This window comes from Sinorhizobium sp. 7-81, from assembly GCF_030124405.1.
Lineage (GTDB): Bacteria > Pseudomonadota > Alphaproteobacteria > Rhizobiales > Rhizobiaceae > Sinorhizobium > Sinorhizobium psoraleae.
The window spans coordinates 1,017,748-1,039,212 of record NZ_JASKLT010000001.1 but is presented as its reverse complement, the minus strand read 5'-3'; the positions used below and the strand labels follow the sequence as shown (position 1 = coordinate 1,039,212).

The 21,465-nt window shown below is 61.5% G+C and carries 17 protein-coding genes; 4 read left to right on the top strand and 13 right to left on the bottom strand.

Annotated features, from left to right (window positions below; genetic code table 11):
- The first annotated feature begins 397 nt into the window (after positions 1 to 397).
- Positions 398 to 2,731, top strand: a complete 2,334-nt coding sequence (locus tag QN224_RS05000; protein WP_283975771.1) for an ATP-binding protein — start codon at positions 398 to 400, stop codon at positions 2,729 to 2,731.
- 55 nt (positions 2,732 to 2,786) lie between these two features.
- Here QN224_RS05000 and QN224_RS04995 read toward each other — a convergent pair whose 3' ends face one another.
- The 12 genes from QN224_RS04995 to feuN all read right to left on the bottom strand — a co-directional run bounded on the left by QN224_RS04995 (position 2,787) and on the right by feuN (position 17,167).
- Entirely contained in the window at positions 2,787 to 5,744 is a 2,958-nt protein-coding gene (locus QN224_RS04995) for a bifunctional [glutamine synthetase] adenylyltransferase/[glutamine synthetase]-adenylyl-L-tyrosine phosphorylase (protein WP_283975770.1), read from the bottom strand.
- A gap of 26 nt (positions 5,745 to 5,770) precedes the next feature.
- Positions 5,771 to 7,177 (bottom strand): HAMP domain-containing sensor histidine kinase, encoded by a 1,407-nt coding sequence (locus tag QN224_RS04990; protein WP_283975769.1) that lies wholly within the window; start codon positions 7,175 to 7,177, stop codon positions 5,771 to 5,773.
- On the bottom strand, positions 7,174 to 7,872 hold the full coding sequence (locus tag QN224_RS04985) for a response regulator transcription factor (protein ID WP_283975768.1): 699 nt from the start codon (positions 7,870 to 7,872) through the stop codon (positions 7,174 to 7,176). The genes QN224_RS04990 and QN224_RS04985 overlap by 4 nt, the downstream gene beginning before the upstream one ends.
- 302 nt (positions 7,873 to 8,174) lie before the next feature.
- On the bottom strand, positions 8,175 to 9,734 hold the full coding sequence (locus QN224_RS04980) for a Do family serine endopeptidase (protein ID WP_283975767.1): 1,560 nt from the start codon (positions 9,732 to 9,734) through the stop codon (positions 8,175 to 8,177).
- A gap of 295 nt (positions 9,735 to 10,029) precedes the next feature.
- Positions 10,030 to 10,485: a cytochrome c-type biogenesis protein CcmH gene (locus tag QN224_RS04975; RefSeq protein WP_283975766.1), complete on the bottom strand. Its 456-nt coding sequence runs from the start codon at positions 10,483 to 10,485 to the stop codon at positions 10,030 to 10,032.
- Complete coding sequence (locus tag QN224_RS04970) at positions 10,482 to 12,470, bottom strand: heme lyase CcmF/NrfE family subunit (protein ID WP_283975765.1); 1,989 nt, start codon at positions 12,468 to 12,470, stop codon at positions 10,482 to 10,484. Before QN224_RS04970 ends, QN224_RS04975 begins: the two co-directional genes overlap by 4 nt.
- On the bottom strand, positions 12,467 to 12,919 hold the full coding sequence (gene ccmE / locus QN224_RS04965; protein ID WP_173510480.1) for a cytochrome c maturation protein CcmE: 453 nt from the start codon (positions 12,917 to 12,919) through the stop codon (positions 12,467 to 12,469). The genes QN224_RS04970 and ccmE overlap by 4 nt, the downstream gene beginning before the upstream one ends.
- Complete coding sequence (gene ccmI, locus QN224_RS04960) at positions 12,916 to 14,061, bottom strand: c-type cytochrome biogenesis protein CcmI (RefSeq protein ID WP_283975764.1); 1,146 nt, start codon at positions 14,059 to 14,061, stop codon at positions 12,916 to 12,918. Before ccmI ends, ccmE begins: the two co-directional genes overlap by 4 nt.
- Before the next feature lie 150 nt (positions 14,062 to 14,211).
- Positions 14,212 to 14,658, bottom strand: coding sequence for a hypothetical protein (locus QN224_RS04955; protein WP_283975763.1), 447 nt, complete (start codon positions 14,656 to 14,658; stop codon positions 14,212 to 14,214).
- Between the two features lie 169 nt (positions 14,659 to 14,827).
- Complete coding sequence (locus QN224_RS04950) at positions 14,828 to 16,213, bottom strand: HAMP domain-containing sensor histidine kinase (RefSeq protein WP_173510483.1); 1,386 nt, start codon at positions 16,211 to 16,213, stop codon at positions 14,828 to 14,830.
- Positions 16,203 to 16,874, bottom strand: a complete 672-nt coding sequence (feuP, locus tag QN224_RS04945; RefSeq protein WP_173510484.1) for a two-component system response regulator FeuP — start codon at positions 16,872 to 16,874, stop codon at positions 16,203 to 16,205. Before feuP ends, QN224_RS04950 begins: the two co-directional genes overlap by 11 nt.
- A gap of 41 nt (positions 16,875 to 16,915) precedes the next feature.
- Positions 16,916 to 17,167, bottom strand: a complete 252-nt coding sequence (gene feuN / locus QN224_RS04940; RefSeq protein WP_173510485.1) for a two-component system FeuPQ modulator FeuN — start codon at positions 17,165 to 17,167, stop codon at positions 16,916 to 16,918.
- A 711-nt stretch (positions 17,168 to 17,878) separates the two neighbouring features.
- On the opposite strand from feuN, the gene QN224_RS04935 reads away from it, so the two are divergent.
- Positions 17,879 to 18,019 carry a hypothetical protein gene (locus QN224_RS04935; RefSeq protein WP_283975762.1) on the top strand — a complete coding sequence of 47 codons (141 nt, stop codon included), beginning with the start codon at positions 17,879 to 17,881 and terminating at the stop codon, positions 18,017 to 18,019.
- 141 nt (positions 18,020 to 18,160) lie between these two features.
- Complete coding sequence (locus QN224_RS04930) at positions 18,161 to 18,496, top strand: MmcQ/YjbR family DNA-binding protein (protein ID WP_173510487.1); 336 nt, start codon at positions 18,161 to 18,163, stop codon at positions 18,494 to 18,496.
- 54 nt (positions 18,497 to 18,550) lie between these two features.
- On the opposite strand, the gene QN224_RS04925 is transcribed toward QN224_RS04930, so the two are convergent.
- Entirely contained in the window at positions 18,551 to 19,018 is a 468-nt protein-coding gene (locus tag QN224_RS04925; protein WP_173511483.1) for a YcgN family cysteine cluster protein, read from the bottom strand.
- A gap of 81 nt (positions 19,019 to 19,099) precedes the next feature.
- Between QN224_RS04925 and QN224_RS04920 the strand changes: the two genes are divergently transcribed.
- The gene (locus tag QN224_RS04920) at positions 19,100 to 21,379 is read left to right on the top strand and encodes a transglycosylase domain-containing protein (RefSeq protein WP_283975761.1); all 2,280 of its coding nucleotides are present in this window, start codon (positions 19,100 to 19,102) and stop codon (positions 21,377 to 21,379) included.
- The last annotated feature ends 86 nt before the right edge of the window (positions 21,380 to 21,465 follow it).

The window sequence follows — 21,465 nt, the reverse complement described above, 5'->3', positions numbered from 1 at the left end:
AGTGAACGATTCCAATGAATTAAAGCTCACCTCGCACGAAGAGCCGTCGCCACCTACAGCGCCGTGCGTCTTCTCAGACGCACAAAGGTCGCTGTAGCACTTTGAATTGCTGCATGTTTTTGTCCTCAGATCGGCTCCGATTTAAGGAAACATGCAGACGCCATCCGGCCTATGATTTCCCAACGATGAGAATTGGTTAAGAAATCTTTACCATCCCCTCTGGACAAGGCGAATCGCCCTGTGATTCATTGAGTCAGATTCGGGCGAGCGGCGCACCGAATCACTGAGACAACCATCCTCCAGCCGAATGCCGGAGCGGCTCATGTCTCAGATTTAGAGGATCAGGCGTCTTCGGCACATTCATTGCGAATGCGAGGCGCTTTCGAGGATGACAAGATTGGGAAAGATGGCGGACGCGCGACGGGGAAGCGCAGCCGACGGGCGGTTGCGACTCAAGTTTCCGGGCTTTTCCAGCCTGGAGCGGGAGTTCATCGAGCAGGCAAAGCTGTTTGCCGAGCCCGCATCTCAGCGGCTCGCGAGCGCCGAACCTATTCTCAAGCGCTCCATTCCCGTCCTGATCATTGCTTTCCTTGTCATCGTGGCCATATCCCGCATGTCGGGCATCATGGGCGAGCATGCCCGTATGGAAGGCAGTTCCCGCCAAGCCGTCAGCCTCGCAGCGGCCGCGGCCGCTGCAGCCTTCCAAGCCGACGGAGCAACGGTTTTCGACGGCGGTCTGCGGTGGGAGGCCGAACAGCGGCTCGGCGAATATCTTCCGGCAGGCACTCTCGACGGCGGCATGTTTCTGCTGACGGTTCGCAAGGACGGGCGGATATTCGCAAGCACGGCGGACGGCGTTCACTTCATCGGGCGCACGCTGGCCTCGATCGCTCCGGACCTGGCAACGCTGCAGTACTATGGCGAAGGATCGAGCGTGGTGAAGACGCCGGTCGGCGACGTCGATCATCTTGTCGCCTTGACGCAGCTCCCGGACGCCGCCGGCGTCATTCTGGCGGCGAGGCCGATCGCGCAGCTCGAGACGGCGTGGCGCGACGACGTCTCGCTCAACGTCACCCTGTTTGCAGGCATATCGGCCATCCTGCTCGTCGTCCTCTATGCCTACTACATTCAGGCAAAGCGAGCGCGCGATGCTGACGCGGTTTTCGCGGAGTCGAACCTGCGTGTCGAAACTGCGCTCTCGCGCGGTCGTTGCGGCCTGTGGGATTTCGATCTGGCCAACCGGCGCCTGTTCTGGTCGCGGTCGATGTACGAGATGCTGGGGATGCCGGGGGACAGCAGTGTGCTGTCCTTCGGCGATGCCGCGCGGCTGATGCATCCGGAGGACCGGGGCATTTACAGCGTGGCGCGGGCGATCGCCCGGGACAACGCACGCCAGATCGACCAGGTATTCCGCATGCGCCATGCCGACGGCCACTACGTATGGCTCCGCGCGCGCGCGCAAGTCATTCGCACAGTCTCCGGCCGCACGCACCTGATCGGCATCGCCATGGATGTCACCGAGCAACACCGGCTTGCGCAGCGCTATGCGGAAGCGGACCAGCGTCTCGCCGACGCCATCGAGTGTACGTCGGAGGCTTTCGTGCTCTGGGACAAGCAAGACCGCCTGGTCATGTGCAACACCCACTACCAGCAGGCCTATCAATTGCCGGACCATGTGCTCGTGCCCGGCACGGAACGGACAGTCGTACACGCCGCCGCGGCACGGCCGGTCGTCGAGCGCCGGATCGCCGATCCGGATCGCAGCAACCATTCGCAGACGAGCGAGGTGCAACTCGCCGACGAGCGATGGCTCCAGATCAACGAGCGCCGCACCCGCGATGGCGGTCTGGTTTCGGTCGGCACCGACATCACGCTGCTCAAGCGCCACCAGGTGCGCCTGCGCGAATCCGAGCGTCGGCTCATGGCGACGATCGGCGACCTTTCGGCATCACGCATCACGCTGGAGCAGCAGAAGGCCGAACTGTCGGTCGCCAACTCCAACTATCAGGCGGAGAAGGAGCGCGCAGAAGCCGCAAACCGCGCCAAGTCCGAATTTCTGGCGAACATGTCGCACGAACTGCGCACGCCGCTGAACGCTATCCTCGGGTTTTCGGAGATCCTGCAGAACCAGATGTTCGGTCCGCTCGGGTCCGAGAAATACCACGAGTATTCGCGCGATATCCATGAAAGCGGCAAACATCTGCTCAACGTCATCAACGACATTCTCGACATGTCGAAGATCGAAGCCGGGCACATGCGCATCACGCGTGAGAAGATCGACCTCGCGCCGCTGATCGAAGAGACGCTTCGCTTCACCACAATTCCAGCCGAGCAGAAGAATATCCGCGTCGTCCAACAGATTTCCTCGGGTCTCACGATGGTGGCCGACCGCCGCGCGATGAAGCAGGTGCTGCTGAACCTCCTGTCGAACGCGGTCAAATTCACCAACGAAGGAGGCCGCATCTCGCTCAGGGCGCGCAAGGTCACCGGGGCGGTGACGCTGACGATCGCCGATTCGGGTATAGGCATCCCGAAGGACGCGCTGCAGAAGATCGGCCAGCCATTCGAGCAGGTGCAAAGCCAGTATGCCAAGAGCAAGGGCGGTTCAGGGCTCGGGCTTGCAATTTCGCGCTCGCTGACGCGCCTTCACGGCGGCACGATGAAGATCCACTCCACCGAAAACGTCGGCACGATCATATCCGTCCGCATCCCCGACCGCGTCGGCGGCTAAGCAACCGTCCGGGAATTGCGCAGGCTTCAAATCGCGCGACCGCCGACCTCGCAGATCACTCGGCAACAATGGATTGGAAGATCCCGCGGACCGCCTTGGAGAGGCTTCGAATATCCGCCTCGAGATGCTTCAGATCCGGATAGTCCCCTGCCCCGCAAACGAGATCGACCAGGCCAGCGGGTGCATCCTTCGGATCGAAATCCCCGTCGATGCAGAGGCGCACGATCTGCGAGACTTCGGTGAAAAGCGTCAGCGCGTCGACGGCCACGTCCAGATCGTTGGCATTCATCATGGACGCGCCCAGGCTCTTCAACGCCTCAAGGGTATGCGTTCCTGCCGGTGGCGGCGTCACCCCTTTTGCCGGAGCAATCAGCGCAAGATATTGCGCGATGAACTCGAGATCGACGAGACCGCCGGGGATGAGCTTGAAATCCCAGATGGCGTTCGGGGGCTTCTCCTTGTCGATCAGGTCGCGCATCTCCTCCACGTCCTTGCGGACCTTCTCGATCTTGCGCTTCTCAGAAAGGACCTCGCCAAAAATCGCTTCCGCCTCGTCGACCAGACTTTCATCACCGCAGATGCATCGCGCGCGTGTGAGCGCCAGATGCTCCCAGGTCCAGGCCTCCGCGCGCTGATATTTGGCGAAGGCGGTGATGCGCGTCGCGACGGGGCCCTTGTTGCCGGACGGTCGCAGCCGCATGTCGACATCGTAGAGAATACCTTCGGCAGTCGGCGCAGAAAGCGCCGCGATCAGCCGCTGCGTCACCCGGGTGAAATAGCGCACGGGGTCTAACGGCTTGGGGCCATCGGACTGCGCCGCGTCGTCATCATAGTCATAAAGCAAGATGAGATCGACATCGGAGCCCGCCGTCAGTTCGTGGCTGCCGAGCTTGCCCATGCCAACGATGGCGACTCGACCGCCCGGAAAGCGTCCATGTGCCGAGCGAACTTCCTCCAGCACCGCGTCGAGCGCCGCGGCGATGATGAGGTCAGCAAGATCGGTGAAGGCGCGCCCCGCCTGGATGCCGGAAATGGCGCCGGTCAGGAGCCTAATGCCGATCAGAAAACGCTGTTCGGCAGCGATGATACGCAACCGGTCCAACACGTCCTCGTAGTGACGGCCACCGGCAACGAAATTTGCGATCCTCGGTGCCAGATATTCCCGTGTCGGCAGTTCCGCAAGCAGGCCCGGGTCCAGCATGCCGTCGAAAACATGGGGTCTGGCGGCGATGATGTCCGCCAGCCGCGGCGCCGATGACATGACGTTGACGATCAGCGAAAGGAGCCTGGGATTGTTGCCGAGCAACGAGAAGAGCTGGATGCCGGCGGGCAGTCCCGAGATGAAATGGTCAAAGCGAAGCAGCGCCTCGTCCGCGCGACGGCTCTCCCCGAATACCCGCAGGAGTTCTGGCGTCAGTTCGGTCAGCCGCTCGCGCGCCTCCACCGACTGCGTCGCCCGATAGCGCCCGTAGTGCCAGGTGCGAATTGTCCGGGCTATATCGGACGGGCGTTGAAAGCCAAGCTTCTTCAAGGTCTCGAGCGTGTCCGGATCGTCCTGTTGTCCGGTGAAGACCAGATTTCCGGTCTCGGTCGAGAGCTTTGCCTCCTGCTCGAAAAGCTGCGCATAGCGCCGCTCGACCGTGCGCAGCACGCGGGAAAGCTCCGTTGAAAAGGAGGCAGTGTCCTCGAAGCCGAGCATGTAGGCGATCCGCTTAAGCTCTGCCTCCGTCTCCGGCAGGACGTGCGTCTGCTCATCGCGCACCATCTGTATCCGGTGCTCGACGTCGCGCAGGAACCAGTAGGCATCGATAAGCTCGTCGGCGGTCGACTGATCGATCCATCCTGCCTTCACGAGCGCGCGCAGCATTGGCTCCGTTGCGCGCAGCCTAAGCTCTGGCATGCGGCCGCCGGCGATCAGTTGCTGCGTCTGGACGAAAAACTCGATCTCGCGGATGCCGCCGCGACCGAGCTTGATATTGTGTCCCTTCACGGCGATTTCGCCATGTCCCTTGTGCGCGTGGATCTGCCGTTTGATCGAATGAATGTCGGCGATTGCCGCGTAGTCGAGGTACTTGCGGAAGACGAAGGGCGTCAGCTCCTTCAGGAAACGCTCGCCAGCCTCCAGGTCGCCAGCCACCGGCCGCGCCTTGATGAAGGCGGCGCGCTCCCAGTTCTGTCCCCTGCTCTCGTAATAGAGCATCGCTGCCTCGATCGGGATCGCAAGCGGAGTCGACCCCGGATCGGGGCGCAGACGCAGGTCCGTGCGGAAGACATAACCGTCGCCGGTCCGTTCCTGCAGGATGCGGATCAGACGCCTGAGCAGACGCGCGAAAACATCGGACGCGTCGTCGCGGTCGATGATGATGCCGGACTGCGGATCGTAGAAGATGACGAGGTCGATGTCGGAGGAATAGTTGAGTTCGCAAGCACCGAGTTTGCCCATCCCGAGAGCGACGACCCCGGAACCGATGCTCGGCGCCGACGGATCCTTCAACCTGAGCTTGCCGCCTTCATGCGCGCCAAGGAGCAGGTGATCGATCGCGGCCGCGACCGCGGCAGCGGCGAAATCGCTCAGCCAACGCGTCGTTTCCCGGCCGTCGAAGAGCCGAGACAGATCCGCCAGGGCGACGGCAAAGGCAACCTCCCGTTTTGCCTTTCGCAGCCTGGACATGATCTCCGCGTCGGGCAGTGCGGCCGCTTCCGGCTCGGGCCGCCATGCGGACCGGGCCGCCTCGATCCGGCGCTTGAGGAACGCGCACAAAGGCGTGGTGAGCAGATTGTCGAGGATTGCTGGATTGCTGCCTGTCGTATCCCGCAGAAACGGCGAGAGCGCGAGGGCCGAGACGACAAAGTCCTTGGTCGGTGTGCTCGAGGCCAGAAGATCCGCGATGCGAGCGTGCCCCTTGGCCACGTCCTTCAAAACGGACAGAGCGGCCTTCGCATCCGCCTGGCTCGTCGGACCGATTGAAACCACTTCGATATCGGACAGACGCCGCTCATCTGCGTCGAGCATCGACACTTCCTCCCAATCTCGGTCTATCAGGTCGCACGAGCCGGGAAAACCATGCGGACGGTCAGTCCCTTGCCATCTTTGCGGTCTGGTTCGGTCGCAGTAAGCGTGAGCGATCCGCGATGCATCTCCATCACTGCCTCGACAAGGGAGAGGCCGAGGCCCGTCCCCGGTTTCGAGCGGCTTTCATCCAGGCGGACAAAACGTTTCAGCACTTCGCGGTACATGTCTTCCGGGATGCCGGGACCATGATCGGCGACGGTCACCACCGCCTCGTTTCCGCTCTTCGTCATCGCCACCCGGATCAGAGGATTGGTCGATCCCTCGGCATACTTGATGGCATTGTCCATCAGGTTTCCGAGTGCCTGGCCAATCAGTTCGCGATTTCCGGAGATCACGACGTCCGGGAGGATATCCGCTTCGACCTTCAATGCCTTGTCCTCGGCCGCCGGTTCGTAAAGCTCGACGCAATCGGCAACGATCCGGGACAAATCGACGTCGCTCATTTCCGCGGCGGCGGAACCCGCCTCGACACGGGAAATCGTCAGCAGCGCATTGAACGTGCGGATCAACTGGTCCGACTCCGCAATGATTTCCTCCAGAGCGCCAGTTTGGCTTCCGTCCTCCTTGCCGGAGAGTGCCGCTTCGGCCTTGTTGCGCAGACGCGTCAACGGCGTCTTTAGGTCGTGGGCGATGTTGTCGGAAACCTGTCTCAGCCCCTCGTCGAGCTTCTCGATCCGCCCGAGCATCGCGTTGAGCGATTCCGAAAGCCGGTCGAATTCGTCTCCCGACCCGCTTGTCGGCAGGCGCTGTGAAAGGTCCCCCGCCATGATCTTCGTGCTGGCCTCGGACATGCGATCGATGCGCTTCAAGGCGTTGCGACCGATGACGAACCATATGATGAGCGCACCGAGCCCCATCACTCCAAGCGCAACGACCAACGCCTGACGCACGAGCATACGGAACTTTTCCGGTTCCTGGAGGTCGTGACCGACGAGAATCCTCAAGCCATTGTCGAGCAGCAGAACCTGGGCCAGCGCCACGTGACTTTCCTCGCGGCTTTCATCGGTAAACCGCCGGTAGCGGAACGGCTCAGATTTCCAGCCTTCATCGTCAAGCAGGCCCGGCTGCAGGCCGGCGACGTTGCCCGCGAGGATTTCGCCGCTCGGACCGGCGATGACATAGAGATTGGCACCCGGCTGGCGCGCCCGCCGTTCGAGCGAGCGAAGCAGGCCGCTCATGCCGGCGCGCTCGTAGACGGCTTCGATCTGGCTCACTTCGGTCGTAATGGCGTCGCGCGTCTGCTGCTGCAGCAGGCGTTCGGACATGCCTGTCACGTAAAAGACGAGAAAGATCGCACAGAGGGAAAAGAGAACAAGATAAAGTGCGGAGAGCCGGACCGCCGTCGTCCTTAACAGAACCCTGAGTTTGCTCATGTCTCGGTCCGGTCGTCCTTGATCATGTAGCCGGCACCACGCACCGTCCGCAGTAACGGCGTGTCGAAGTCCTTTTCGATTTTCGAGCGCAGACGCGAGACATGCACGTCAATAACGTTGGTTTGCGGGTCGAAATGGTAATCCCACACGTTTTCAAGCAGCATCGTCCTCGTCACGACCTGACCCGCATTCTTCATGAGGTATTCGAGCAGTCGGAATTCGCGCGGTTGCAACGGGATTTCCTTGCCCTGCCGCCGAACCGAATGGGCGAGCCGGTCGAGTTCGAGGTCGCCGACGCGGTAGACCATATCCTGTTCGGGCGTCCCCTTGCGGCGGCCGAGCACCTCGACACGCGCCAGAAGCTCGTTGAACGCGTAGGGCTTCGGAAGATAGTCGTCGCCGCCGGCGCGCAGGCCAGTGACGCGGTCGTCCACCTGGCCGAGCGCCGAGAGAATGAGCACGGGCGTGTGGATATCACGGCGCCTCAGTTCGCTGATCAACGACAAGCCGTCGCGACGCGGCAGCATCCGATCGACCACCAGCACGTCATAGGCATTCTCGCTTGCCATGAACAGACCGCTTTCGCCATCGCTGGCGTGGTCGGAAACAATGCCGGCCTCGCGAAACGCCTTTGCCAGATAGGCAGCGGCCTCAAGGTCGTCTTCAACGATCAGAATCTTCATGCGCGTGACCATAGTCCCGGATCCCTATCTGTCTCAACCGGTTTCGGTTCCGACACCTCCAGCGCCGCTTCTCTGATGGGACGCGCAAAGGTCGCTGCAGCATTTTGAATTGCTACATGATTTCGATCGAAGCCGTCATGCCGTAGCGTCGTAGCAACCATCGCTTCGGCCCGAATGAAAAGCGCCGCGAAATCACTCGGATGTCGTGGCGCCTTTGGATCATGGTGATTGCGGATTGTGTCGATCCATTCACCTCGATCAATCAGAATGGATCGGTGCGGGCGACCCACTCCAATCCTTCGAGAGTCGCGACATCAGCCCTGATCGATCGGAAGCGCGACAAATCGGCTGCCGTCCTGAGTTTCGATCTGGAAGAGCGCCTTGGTCCGCCCATCCTTCTTGGCGTTGTTCATCACCTTGACGATGTCGTCCGCCGACTTCACTTCCTGATTGTTGACGGTGACGATCTTCTCACCTTCCTTGAGGCCACGGTCGCCGGCGTCGGAGTCCGGATCGACGGAAGCGATCGTCACGCCGGTGCCGTCCTCGGAAGGCGTCACCGTCACGCCGAGACCGGCAAGCGCTTCATCACTGGCTGTCGGTCCCTGCTCGGAGCGCTCGTCCTTCGGCTGCACGGCGTCGCTGGTGTCGCTCGGCAGATTGCCGATTTCGAGCTTGACGCTTTCAGACTTACCATTGCGCCACAGGGTCACGTCGGCAGAAGAGCCCGGACGCAGTGCCGCAACCTTGCGGGCGAGATCACGCGGATCCTTGATCGGCTCACCGTTCAGTGCCGTCACCACATCGCCCTTCTTGATCCCGGCCTTTTCTCCCGGAGAACCGGCCTGCGGTTCGACGACCAGAGCGCCGCTTGCCTCGGAGAGGCCGAGCGAATCAGCGATGTCCTTCGTTACCGGCTGGATCTGAACGCCAAGCCAACCGCGCGAGACGGTGCCGTCCTTCATCAGATCGTCGACGACGTCCTTGGCAACCGAAGCGGGGATCGCGAAGGCGATGCCGACATTGCCGCCCGCGGGCGCCAGGATGGCGGTATTGATGCCGACGACCTCACCGGAAAGATTGAACGTCGGACCACCGGAGTTGCCGCGGTTCACGGCGGCATCGACCTGCAGATAGTCGTCATAGGGGCCTGAGCCGATGTCGCGACCGCGAGCGGAGACGATGCCGGCCGTCACGGTTCCACCGAGGCCGAACGGGTTACCAACTGCGACGACCCAATCGCCAACACGCACCCTGCTGTCGTCCGCAAAGGTCACATAGGTGAACTTCCTGTTGTCGTCGACCTTGAGCACCGCGAGATCGGTGCGGCTGTCCTTACCGACCAGCTTGGCATCGAGCTCCGTGCCGTCATTCAGGATGACCGTGAAGGCGGAGCCATCGGAAACGACGTGGTTGTTCGTGACGAGATAGCCATCTTCGGTGATGAAGAAGCCGGAGCCCTGGGCGCGCGGACGGAGGCGACCCTCGGCGCGCGGACCACGACGACGGTCTGCACGGTCATCGCCGCCATCGCCACGCGGGCCGCCGAATTCACGGAAGAAGCGCTTCAGCGGATGATCGTCAGGCAGGTCCTCGAAGCCGCGACCGCCGAAGTCGAAGCTGAAGTTGCCGGCCTGTTCGTCGGAAGTGTTCACGCGCGACTGGACGCGCACGGAAACGACGGCCGGTGAAACCGCATCGACGACGTTTGCGAAGCTCGGGACCGCTGGAGCTTCCGTCTTCACCGCTTCGGCGAAGGTCTGCGAAATCTCAGTCGGCAGGCCGCTGGTCAGCAGGACGGCCGCGAGACCGGCGACCGTGGAGGTCTTCAGGACCGTCTTCAGGGATGGACGCAGAGTTTTGATCTTGGACATTCGTTTTGCCTTCTCTCTTCCATGAAGCCCCCGCCAATCGGCAGAAGGCTTCGAAACCTTGAGACCACGAGCTTGTTCCGAACGTATCGGCGTCTGGAACCGCTCGTCTGGCTGTGACTGGAGGAACAGCCGATGATGAAAGGTGTAACGGATGGGACCTTACTGAGTTCTGTCCGGCAGATGAATTTTTGGTAATGTTCGCGCGGAAGCGGAAGGGCCACTATCAGCCCCATGCACATCCCTTGAACGTCTTGAGTTACCGCGCGAGGTCAAATCGCGACATGGATCCGAGATCCTAGGATCTCAGGAGCTTATCCAGCTTTTCCTTTTCCTCGTCGGAGAGCGGCGCGCCGGGCGTCGTGGCGCTGCGGCGGCGCGCAGCCACGACAAGGGCAGCGCCTCCGCAAAGAAGCAGGATGACCGGCATGCCCCAGAGGAACAGGGTCTTCGCCTCGAAACGCGGCTTCAACAGGACGAAATCGCCGTAGCGGGAAACGACATAGGCAATCACGGCTTCGTCCGTGTCGCCATTCGCCAGCCGCTCGCGCACCAGCACCCGCAAATCCTTGGCGAGTTCGGCATTGGAGTCGTCGATCGACTGGTTCTGGCAGACCATGCAGCGGAGCTTCGCCGAGATTGCCCGTGCGCGCGCCTCGAGTGCCGGGTCGGCAAGCACTTCGTCCGGATTGACCGCGAAGGCGGGCGCCAAGGAAGAGAGGCAAAGAAAAAGCGCGAGAAGCAGACGGATCATTCGGCGGCTCCCAATGCAATCTGCGGGGCTCTCCTGGCGCGCGCCGGCGCGCCGACCCGCAAGCGGCGGTCGCTCAGGGAGACGATGCCGCCAGCCATCATGATCAGCGCCCCACCCCATATGCACAGAATCAACGGCTTCCACCAGATGCGCACGACGATCCCGCCACCAGTCATCGGATCGCCGAGGGAAACATAGAGCTGGCTGAGACCGAAGGTCCGAATTCCCGCTTCCGTCGTCGGCATCCGGCGTGCCGTATAAAGCCGCTTCGACGACCAGATTTCGGTGACCACGACACCTCCCCGGCTGACCGTGAAATGGCCGGTTTCCTCGGTGTAGTTCGGTCCGCGACCCTGGCGCATGCCGTCAAATCGCAGGGCATAGCCGCCGGCGTCCACCATCATTCCCGGCTTCATCTCGACGACTGTCTCGGTCTCGAAGGCGGTGACGGCGACGATGCCGATCAGCGTGACGCCGAGCCCCGCATGGGCAAGCGCCGTTCCGAAGGCAGAGCGCGGCAGGCCCGCAAGCCGCTTCCAGGCAACGTTGGCCGCCACTTTGCCGATACCCGAACGCAGGATCAGATCGGTAAACGCGCCAGCGATCAGATAGGCGCCAAGCGCGATGCCGAAGAGGGCGAGAACAGGGCCGCCGTTCATCGCGTAATAATAGAACGCACCGGCAAGAAGACCGACCGCGGCCGCAACGAACAAACGCTGGGCGACACCCGTGAGATCACCGCGCTTCCAGGCAAGCAGCGGGCCGAAGGGAACTGCAAAGAGCAGCGGCAACATCAACAGACCGAAGGTCATATTGAAGAACGGTGCACCCACTGAGATCTTGTCTCCCGTCAGCGCCTCGAGCACCAGGGGATAGAGCGTGCCGGTGAGCACAGTCGCGGTCGCCGTCGTCAGGATCAGGTTGTTGAGAACGAGTGCACCTTCGCGCGAGATCGGCGCAAAGAGTCCACCGGACTTGAGGCGGGATGCCCGGAACGCAAAGAGCGAAAACGCGCCGCCGATGAAGAGGACGAGAATGGCGAGAATGAATATTCCGCGCGTCGGGTCGGTCGCGAAGGCATGGACCGACGTGAGCACACCCGAGCGGACGAGGAAGGTACCGAGCAGCGACAGCGAAAAGGTCATGATCGCCAGCAGCACGGTCCAGATCTTCAGCGCCTCACGCTTCTCCATCACCAGTGCCGAGTGCAAGAGCGCCGTGCCCGCAAGCCACGGCATGAAGGAAGCGTTTTCGACCGGGTCCCAGAACCACCAACCGCCCCAGCCGAGCTCGTAATAGGCCCAGTAGGAGCCCATGGCGATGCCGGCGGTCAGGAAGGTCCAGGCGGCAAGGGTCCATGGCCGTACCCAGCGCGCCCATGCCGCATCGATGCGACCTTCGATCAGCGCCGCGATCGCAAAGGAAAAACAGACGGAAAAGCCGACATAGCCGAGATAGAGCAAGGGCGGATGGATGGCGAGGCCGACGTCCTGAAGTACCGGATTCAGGTCCTTACCCTCTCCCGGCGCCGGAATGAGGCGGGCGAAGGGGTTGGACGTCAGCAGGACGAAAAGCGCAAAGGCAGCCGCGATCCAGGCCTGTACGGCAAGCACGGTCGCCTTCAACGTTTCCGGCAGGTTGCGGCCGAAAACCGCCACGAGGGCTGAAAAGAAGACGAGGATCAGCAGCCAGAGCAGCATCGACCCCTCGTGATTGCCCCACACGCCGGAGATCTTGTAGATCAAGGGCTTCAGGGAATGCGAATTCTCCCAGACGTTCCGCACCGAGAAATCGGAGGTCACGTAGGCGAAGGTCAGCACCGCGAAGGAAAAGGCAACGAGCAAGGCGCAGACGAGCGCAGCGCTCGACGCGAGTTCCATCAGCGCGCGGTCGCCACGCCGCGCTCCAACGATCGGCAGCATTGCCTGGACGAGCGCGGTCGCGAGCGCCAGCACCAGGGCATAATGTCCGAGTTCGATGATCATTGAATGTTTTCCTTGCCGCCGAGCGTGACGCCCTGGGCCTTCAGGCGGTCCGCAACATCCTTCGGCATATACGTCTCATCGTGCTTGGCGAGCACCGTATCCGCGACGAAGACCGGGCTATCTGCAACGAAAGCGCCTTCGGCCACGACGCCCTGTCCCTCGCGGAAAAGGTCCGGCAGGATGCCGGTATAGGTTACCGGCACCGTTCCCAGCGTGTCGGTGACATTGAAGGTGACTGTCTTCCCCTCGCCACGCTTGAGCGATCCGGTCTCCACGAGTCCTCCCAGACGGATGCGCGTCCCAGGCGCAAGGCTCGCCTTTTCGAGATCGCCCGGAACGTAGAAGTAGGCGACCGCCTGGCTGAAGGCGAACATGACCAGGAATACGGCGGCAATCAAGAAGCTGACGCCACCGCCTATGATCGCCAGTCGTTTCTGCTTGCGTGTCATTTCTCTTCTCCGCCCGCGTCGATTCCGAGTTCGCGGCCGAGAGCCAGCAATTGCCCCCCCTCTTCTCCGGTCGCTGGGAAGGCCTTGAGCCCTTGCTGTAGAGCGTCGCGTGCCTTGTCTCTTTGATCGAGCACAACGTAGGAGCGGATCAGGCGCATCCATCCTTCGAAGTTTGCGGGATTTTCCTTCAGTTTACTCGACAGGCTGTCCACCATGCCGCGGATCATGGCCTGGCGATCGCCGGCGTCCATTTGCGCGGCCGCCGCCATGTCCTCGGACGTCGGGTTTGCAGGCATCGTGTTGCCGGCGGGTGCCTGGCCGGCGGAGAGCTCCGCGATATGCTGGTTCACCAGCGGCAACCAGGGCGCATCGGCGGGAGAATTACCGGCAAGCTTGCGGAATGCGGCGAGCGCATCCTGCTGCTTACCTTCCTGCTTGAGGCCGAGAGCCAAGTAAAATTCCGATCGCGGGTCATTGGGATCGAGGGCAAGCGACTTCTTCAAGGCCTCCTGCGCATCGGCCGTCACCAGGCCGCCGGACTGCACGATCAACGCCTCCGCATAGCCGCCGAGTCTGGCGGGCGTCGGTCCGATCAGGCGGATCGCGTGATCGTAGGCGGCAACGGCGTCCTCGACCCGGCCGCTGCGCATGTAGATCGGCGCCAGCAGGTCCCAGCCCTTGCCATCGTCCGGGTTGAGCGCGAGGTGGTTCTCGGCCCTTGCAATCAGGATGTTGATGTCGTCACCGGGATTGGCAAGCCTGGCCGCAAGCGGCTGCGCCGGGACGCCCGGGCTGCCGGTCACGAGATAGAGGCAAAGCCCAACGGCGGGAAGACAGAGAAGAACGAACAGCTGCGCCACGCGGTTCGAGCGCAGACGTTTAGGGCCACTCTCCTGGGCGGGAGCGTCTGCGGCGCTGGCCGCTAGCAGCCGGCGCGCGATCTCGGCCCTGGCGAGTTCTGCGTTCTCACTGGTGATCAGGCCAGACTTCTGATCTCGCGTCACTTCCTCGAGTTGATCGCGATAGACCTCGATGTCATGGCTGTGGGGAGACGAAAGCGGCGCCGCTGCCCGCATCAACGGGAGAACGAGCACGACAGCGACTGCCGCTGTCAAAATAGCGACGAGGATCCAGAACAACATGCAGGGGAAATACTATGAGCCCCGTGTCATTCCAACTCGAAAACAGGCAATGACGGAGATTTGAGGCGTTTCGCCGCAAGGTGCCCCCGCGTATTTGACTGATTTAGCAGGTCGAAGACGCCGCGATCCTGCCCGGATGACACCGCTGGCTCAGGTCAGCGGCGTCCAGCTGCCATCAGGATTACGGCATGCCGCGCCGCGTGCCGTCGTCTGCTGCCCCTTGACGGTTACGGTGTGGCTGTATTGGCGGCAATTCTGTGAACCGACCTGATAGGGTGCCGCGGCAACGACGGAACCGCTGACGCCGCGTCCTTCCCAGATGACGGGCTGCCCGCCCGGTGCGGCCTCCAGCGCTCGGTACTCGGCCTCTAGCGCCCTCTGCCGATCGGATTTGCCGAGGTCGATACCATCGAGGCGCGCGATGACGCCACCCTGCAGAGCGGCGATATAGGACGTCGACGACGCACCTCGCGTTGCTGTCGCAGCGAGGCCCGAGACGGCTCCACGCTGGCCATTAGACGCAGTGCCGCAACCGGCCAGTGCGACGGCCGACGCGATGACGGCGATCCTACCGCTGGCGACAAAGGTTCGTGTCATTACTGCGTGGTTCCTCATGATCCCCCGACAACTCAACTCACCGCCCTTTCCGCCTTCCGAACATCCGGCGGACGGGTGGACCCTCGTCGATTTTCTTTTTGCACTCCCCGGCGCATCAGGCAACCATACCCTCTAAAGGCAGCGGCATTTTCAGCCCCCGGTGTGGCCACTAAACCGCAGCCGGCAAAACGAGCTGGGCGCGCAAGCCGCCTTCGGCGCGCCGCGAGAGTTCGATCGTGCCCTGATATTCTCCGACAATCTCGTTCACGATCGAAAGTCCAAGCCCCGTGCCGGGCTTGCTTTCATCAAGCCTCTTGCCACGCTTCATTGCCAAAGCGATCTGGTCCGGGTCGAGCCCGGGACCATCGTCATCGACGTCGAGCACGATCCAGTGCCGGCCCTGATCCTTGCCGCGTACGTCCTCGGGGGCCGGCCGGACGCTCAACCAGACCTGATCGCGTGCATGCCGCGCGGCGTTTTCGAGCAAATTGCCGACCGTTTCCTCGACGTCCTGCTGTTCCATCGCCAAAATCAATCCCTGCGGATTAATCGACAGGCTGAACTGCTTTTCGGGATTGAGTCGCCTCATCACCCGGACAAGCCGTTCAAGCGCCGGCTGGGCCTCTGTCCGCGCGAGGATCGAGCCTCGTTGCGCGGCAATGCGCGCGCGGCTCAGATAGGTTTGTACCTGGGTCTGCATCGCATCCACCTGCGTCTTCACCAGATCCCCATGAGGCACCTCCAGCACGCGCGCTTCGTTGAGCAGCACGGCGATCGGCGTCTTAAGGGAATGGGCAAGGTTGCCAACCTGCATGCGCGCCCGCTCGATGATGCGGCGATTGCTGTCGATCAGAGCGTTCACCTCGTTGGCAAGCGGCTGGATCTCGCGCGGGAACGCGCCGTCCAGGCGCTCGCTCTCGCCCGCGCGGATCTTTTCGAGCGACCGGCGCACCTGGTCGAGTGGCTTGAGGCCGAACAGAATGGTCAGCGCGTTAACGCCAAGCCCGCCGAGACCGAAGATCGATAGCGCGATGGTAAGGTTGCGGGTGAAGCGATCGATATCCGCTTCCAGCACGTCGCGATTGCCCGCGACGCGGAAGCGGGCGGCATGCCCCTGAATGTCGAGCACGACTTCGGTTTCGGCCACCTCGACCTCGTTTCCGAACGGATCCTTGGTCGTATAGAAGCGCTCGTAGCGGATATCGAAGGGAACCTCGTCGACACTGGCGATCGGCAGTTTGGCGGAGCCGAGTGAAGTCGACAACAGCGGCGGCGTGTCAAATTCGCCGATCGGCTCGACAATCCAGTACCACCCTGTTTGAGGCTGGGAGAAACGCAGGTCGCCGAGTTGCGGACTTCCGGCCAGAACGGCCTTCTCGTTGACGGAAATCGAGTTGATGACGTTGTAAAGTTGCGCGCGCAGCAGGTCCTGAAAACCGCGCTCCGATCCCTGCCTGTACAGGGCGGAGATAACCACTCCGATCACAACGAGGGCGACGACGGCCCAAACGGTCGAAACCGCCAGGACGCGGGCCGTAAGCGATCTAATTGCCATTGCCGGGCGCTTGCATGCGATATCCGAGGCCGCGAACCGTTTCGATCAGGTCGTTGCCGATCTTCTTGCGCAATCGACCGATGAACACTTCGATTGTGTTGGAATCCCGGTCGAAATCCTGATCGTACATGTGCTCGACCAGCTCCGTGCGCGATACCACCTGCCCCATGTGGTGCATCAGGTACGAAAGCAGACGGAATTCGTGCGACGTCAGCTTCAGCGGCACGCCACGGACGGTCGCCTTGGAGCCCTTGGTATCGAGCCGCACCGGACCGCAGACGATCTCGGAACTCGCATGTCCCGCGGCACGACGGATCAATGCCCGGATGCGGGCAAGAACTTCCTCCACATGGAAGGGCTTGGCGACGTAGTCATCGGCGCCGGCGTCGATACCGGCCACCTTGTCGCTCCAGCGGTCGCGGGCAGTCAGGATCAGGACCGGCATGGTCTTGCCGTCGCCGCGCCATTTTTCGAGGACCGTGATACCGTCCATTTCCGGCAGACCGATATCGAGGATCACCGCATCATAAGGTTCTGCATCGCCAAGATAGTGGCCCTCTTCACCGTCGAAGGCCTGGTCGACGACGTAGCCGGCTTCTTTCAATGCGTCGGCCAGCTGCCTGTTCAGGTTGGCGTCGTCCTCGACTATCAGAATGCGCATCTGCGTTCATTTCCCTTGCTCGTAGGTCACGCGCAAGCGGCCTACATCGGCACTTTCACCGTTACCTTCTTCGGCCGCCCACCGTTACCCGGGATGAGCACCGTGATCACGCACTGACCGTCGGATGTCGGCTGGGCGGAGAGCAGTTCTCCACCCGTCTCGGCAACCACTTGCGCGGCGGCAGCACTGCAATCGCCAGCCGCGCGGACAACAGCCGAAGGCATGTTGATGACGGGCGGCGAGAAGCCCGCGAGACCTGCGGCAAGCGCGGCGATGATCACTGGTGAAGACATGAACGCACTTTCGACTTGGGAAGCATCATGGCAAAATCATTAACCGATACAGGCTGAATGGCAAATGAATGTCGGATCCTGACGCCGTGCAGCATATACCAGAAAAACGACCATAGATTGCAACGATTCCTCCGGCCGTGAAAGATTGCCCGGCGTGACCGGCGCCGCTTGTCGCCGATGGTCACATCAAGTGGTTTGCTAAGACCTGCCTGCGCGAATATTACTGCGCGGCGCGTCTTGTCGGACGCGCAAAGCACACTGCAGCGCTTTGAATTGTTGCATGTTTTTGCCTTAGATCGGCTGCGATCCAAGAAAACCTCCAGCGATACCCGCGACTGAACGTGGCCGCCTCATTGAAAGGGCAGGAACGCTGCGCTTTAGCCGTCGTGGATTCGCGATTCTTCCGAGTCGCTTACGATAGTTATTTCAGGAATTGAGTCCGATCTTTCAGAAGTTGCGTCAGCGAATTTTGAATGCGAGTTCGTGTCTTCGCCGAGGGACCTGAAAAGCGTCATTTTCCCCTTGCCCACGACCAGCTTTAATCCGGCGATTCTTCGTCGAAGGCCGGCAGGACAAATTTGTGGATCAGCCGGAGATTAATCGATTTAAAGATTTTTCAATCGTTTAAATGATTTAAACCACTGATTTACATCGCATTTATGATGTGAAATGGTTTTGCATCCTTGAACCGTAACGAACCAGGAGAAACGGATGCAGACGTTCGCGAACAAACAGCCCGCACCACCGCAATCCAGGATTCCGCAATCGCTTCTCGATCGCTTCGAGAACGAGTGGCGCGAGATGCGCACGGTTGGCGAACCTGCACCAAAGCCCGTTACGCCTGCAGAATGATACCCTTGCACCGCTGAGGCGAATGCCGTTCGTCCAGCGGTGCCACACTTTGAAAAACGGCGGCGGAACGCTTCCTGGCGTCGACGACAGGGCCGTCGCGGCCTTTTTTGTCAATCCGCAATTCCATGCTACTCTTCCACCATGCTGACCGAAGAGATCGAAAAGCTGGCGCTCAGTCTGCCGGGAACGCAAGAGAATGCCCATTTCGGAACGCGGGATTTTCGCGTGGGCAAGCGGATTTTCATGACCCTGCCAGAGGCGGGCCGCGCGGTCTTCAAGTTCACGCCCGATCAGCAGCGCATGTTATTGGAAATGGAGCCCGGAGTTTGCGCCGCAGTCCCCGGCGGCTGGGGAGCGCGCGGCTGGACGTCGTTCTATTTCGTCGACGCTGACGAAGAGCTTATCCGGCAGTCCATGGAAACCGCGTGGCGCAACGTCGCACCGAAGAGCCTCGTGAAGAAAAACGGCGGCGTTTGACGGGACCGCATTCTGCGCCGCCCCTCCACCTGAGCAACAACTCCTAGCGCCAACTCAGCGGGCGGTTTCCAGTCCCACTTCCAGCGGCCAGGTAACCAGGTAGTCTTCGTAATCTTCAACGTCGATGCCGTCTTCCGCGACAGTGCGCCCGCGTACGGATATTCCTGCCGCATGGACGGTTTCCGGATCGCCGGAAACGAGCGGATGCCACCAGTAGAGATCCCTCCCCTCGCCGATCAGTCTATAGGCGCAGGTCGGCGGCAGCCATGAGATCTCATGCACAACCTTCGGTGTCAGCTGGATGCAATCCGGTACGGTCGCCTGCCGGTTATCGTAATCCTTGCAACGACAGCTTCCACCATCGAGCAGCGTGCACCGGATCGACGTCCAGGCGATCTCGCCCGTATCCCAATCCTCGAGCTTGTTCAGGCAACAGAGCCCGCAGCCGTCGCAGAGGCTTTCCCACTCGGCATTGCTCATTTCTTCAAGGCTTTTGGTTTTCCAGAAAGGCATTTCGCCCATCATGTCACACTTTCGTCTGTTCCCATGCCGACATGGAACATTTACAGAAAATTGCCGGTTTTTTAAGGCCGGCAGCACGATATGCAAGTAGATTGGAAATTCGCCCCGTGCAAATATCGTTGTGGGGCAGTCAACCTTCGGGACAAGAACGCCGTGCAGGAACCGAGGAAAGAGGACAACCGGCCGAAGAGGCGACACACCTTTCTCAGAATCGATTCCTGGATCGACTCGACGGTGTGGAATGCCGGATTCCGGCTGGCCGAATGGTGGGAAGAGACGACCATCTTCTTCCGGCGCTTTCGCATGCGCGGCTGGAAAAGGGCACTTTTCGAAGTGCTTGGAGAAACGGCGACGTGGGGGACGGCGGGTTCCGTGCTGATGCTGGCCTTGGCCTTGCCCGCTTTCGAGGAAACCAAAGGCAATTGGCGCGCCCAAAGCGACTTTGCCGTTACCTTCCTCGACCGCTACGGCAGTGAGATCGGCCACCGCGGCATCATCCATGAGGACTCTGTTCCGATCGACGAACTGCCGGATCATCTTATCAAGGCCGTTCTCGCCACCGAGGATCGGCGTTTCTTCGATCACTGGGGCATCGATTTTCTGGGCCTGGCACGAGCCATGACCGAGAACGCCCGAGCAGGCGGCGTGGTCCAGGGCGGCTCGACGCTTACCCAGCAGCTTGCCAAGAACCTGTTCCTGTCGAACGAACGCACGATCGAGCGCAAGATCAAGGAGGCCTTCCTCGCCGTGTGGCTGGAATGCAACCTTTCAAAGAAGGAAATCCTGCGCCTCTATCTCGACCGCGCCTATATGGGCGGCGGCACCTTCGGAGCAGCGGCGGCCGCGCAGTTCTATTTCGGCAAGGCGATCACCGATGTCAATCTCGCCGAATCCGCCATGCTTGCCGGTCTCTTCAAGGCGCCGGCCCGCTATGCGCCGCACGTGAACCTGCCAGCAGCACGCGGCCGCGCCAACGAGGTTCTCACCAACATGGTCCAGGGCGGCCTGATGACCGAGGGCCAGGTGATTGCCGCCCGCCTCACGCCTGCAACGGTGATCGACCGCGCCCAGGTGAAGGCTCCCGATTTCTTCCTCGACTGGGCTTTTGACGAAGTGCAGCGTATTGCCGCGCCCTTCGCGCAGCACTCGCTTATCGTGCGCACGACGATCGACATGGGTCTGCAACACGCAGCCGAGGATTCGGTCGAGTCGAGCCTTCGGCAGTATGGCGAAAGCTACAATGTGAAGCAGGGCGCCCTCGTCATGGTGGAAAACGGCGGTGCCGTACGTGCCATGGTCGGCGGCCGCGACTATGGCGAAAGCCAGTTCAATCGCGCAACCCGGGCACTGCGGCAGCCGGGCTCCTCCTTCAAGGTCTATACCTACGCCGCGGCGATGGAAAAGGGGATGACGCCGGAGACGGTGGTCGTCGACGCGCCGATCACGTGGCGCGGCTGGTCACCGCAGAACTACGCCCGCAAGTATGCCGGCCGGGTCACCTTGATGAATGCGCTGGCGAGATCAATCAACACCGTGCCTGTCCGCCTGGCCAAGGACAAGCTCGGCACCGAGATCATCGCCGCCACCGCGAAGAGGATGGGTGTCGAAACACCTATCCGCACCGACAAGACCATGCCGCTCGGCACCTCGGAGGTGACTGTGCTCGACCAGGCGACCGCCTACGCTGTCTTTCCTGCGGGCGGCCTGCAGTCGCGACGTCACGGCATCAGCCAGATTCTCAACTATGACGGCGACATCCTTTATGATTTCGGCCGCGATGCACCGCCGGCGCGACGGGTCTTGAGCGAGCAAGCGATCTCATCGATGAATCGCATTCTCACCCAGATTCCAGTGATAGGGACAGCACGGCGGGCGGCCCTCGACAACGGTATCGTCACCGGCGGAAAAACCGGGACCACGCAGGCCTACCGCGATGCCTGGTTCATCGGTTTTACCGGCGACTACACGACCGCTGTCTGGTTCGGCAATGACGACTATACGTCGACCGACGAGATGACGGGCGGCTCCCTGCCGGCGATGACCTTCAAACGGCTGATGGATTATGCCGAACAGGGCATCGAGCATCGCGCGATCCCCGGCATCGACAATCCGCTTCCCGACGCGAGCAAGGAGCCGGAAGCCGTGGCGGATGCCAAGCCCGATGAAAATGCACTTCCGCCGCTCGTTCGCCCTCGCTCTCTCTCCGCCGAGGTGACCAGGCTATTGAAAGCGATCGGCGCAACGTTCGAAAAAGCCTCCCCGCTCAAAGCACCCGACAAGAGCTCCGGCAGGGTCGCAGTCCTCGATACGCCGACGGACAATCCCCCGAACCGCGTTACGACGAGTGCCACAAGCAATTGACTTTGCGGCTATAAATTCGTTCCTTGACGAATGAAGATCATGCCGCATGGCTTTCGCAAAATTGCCAGGCAAACGAGATAGAGCCG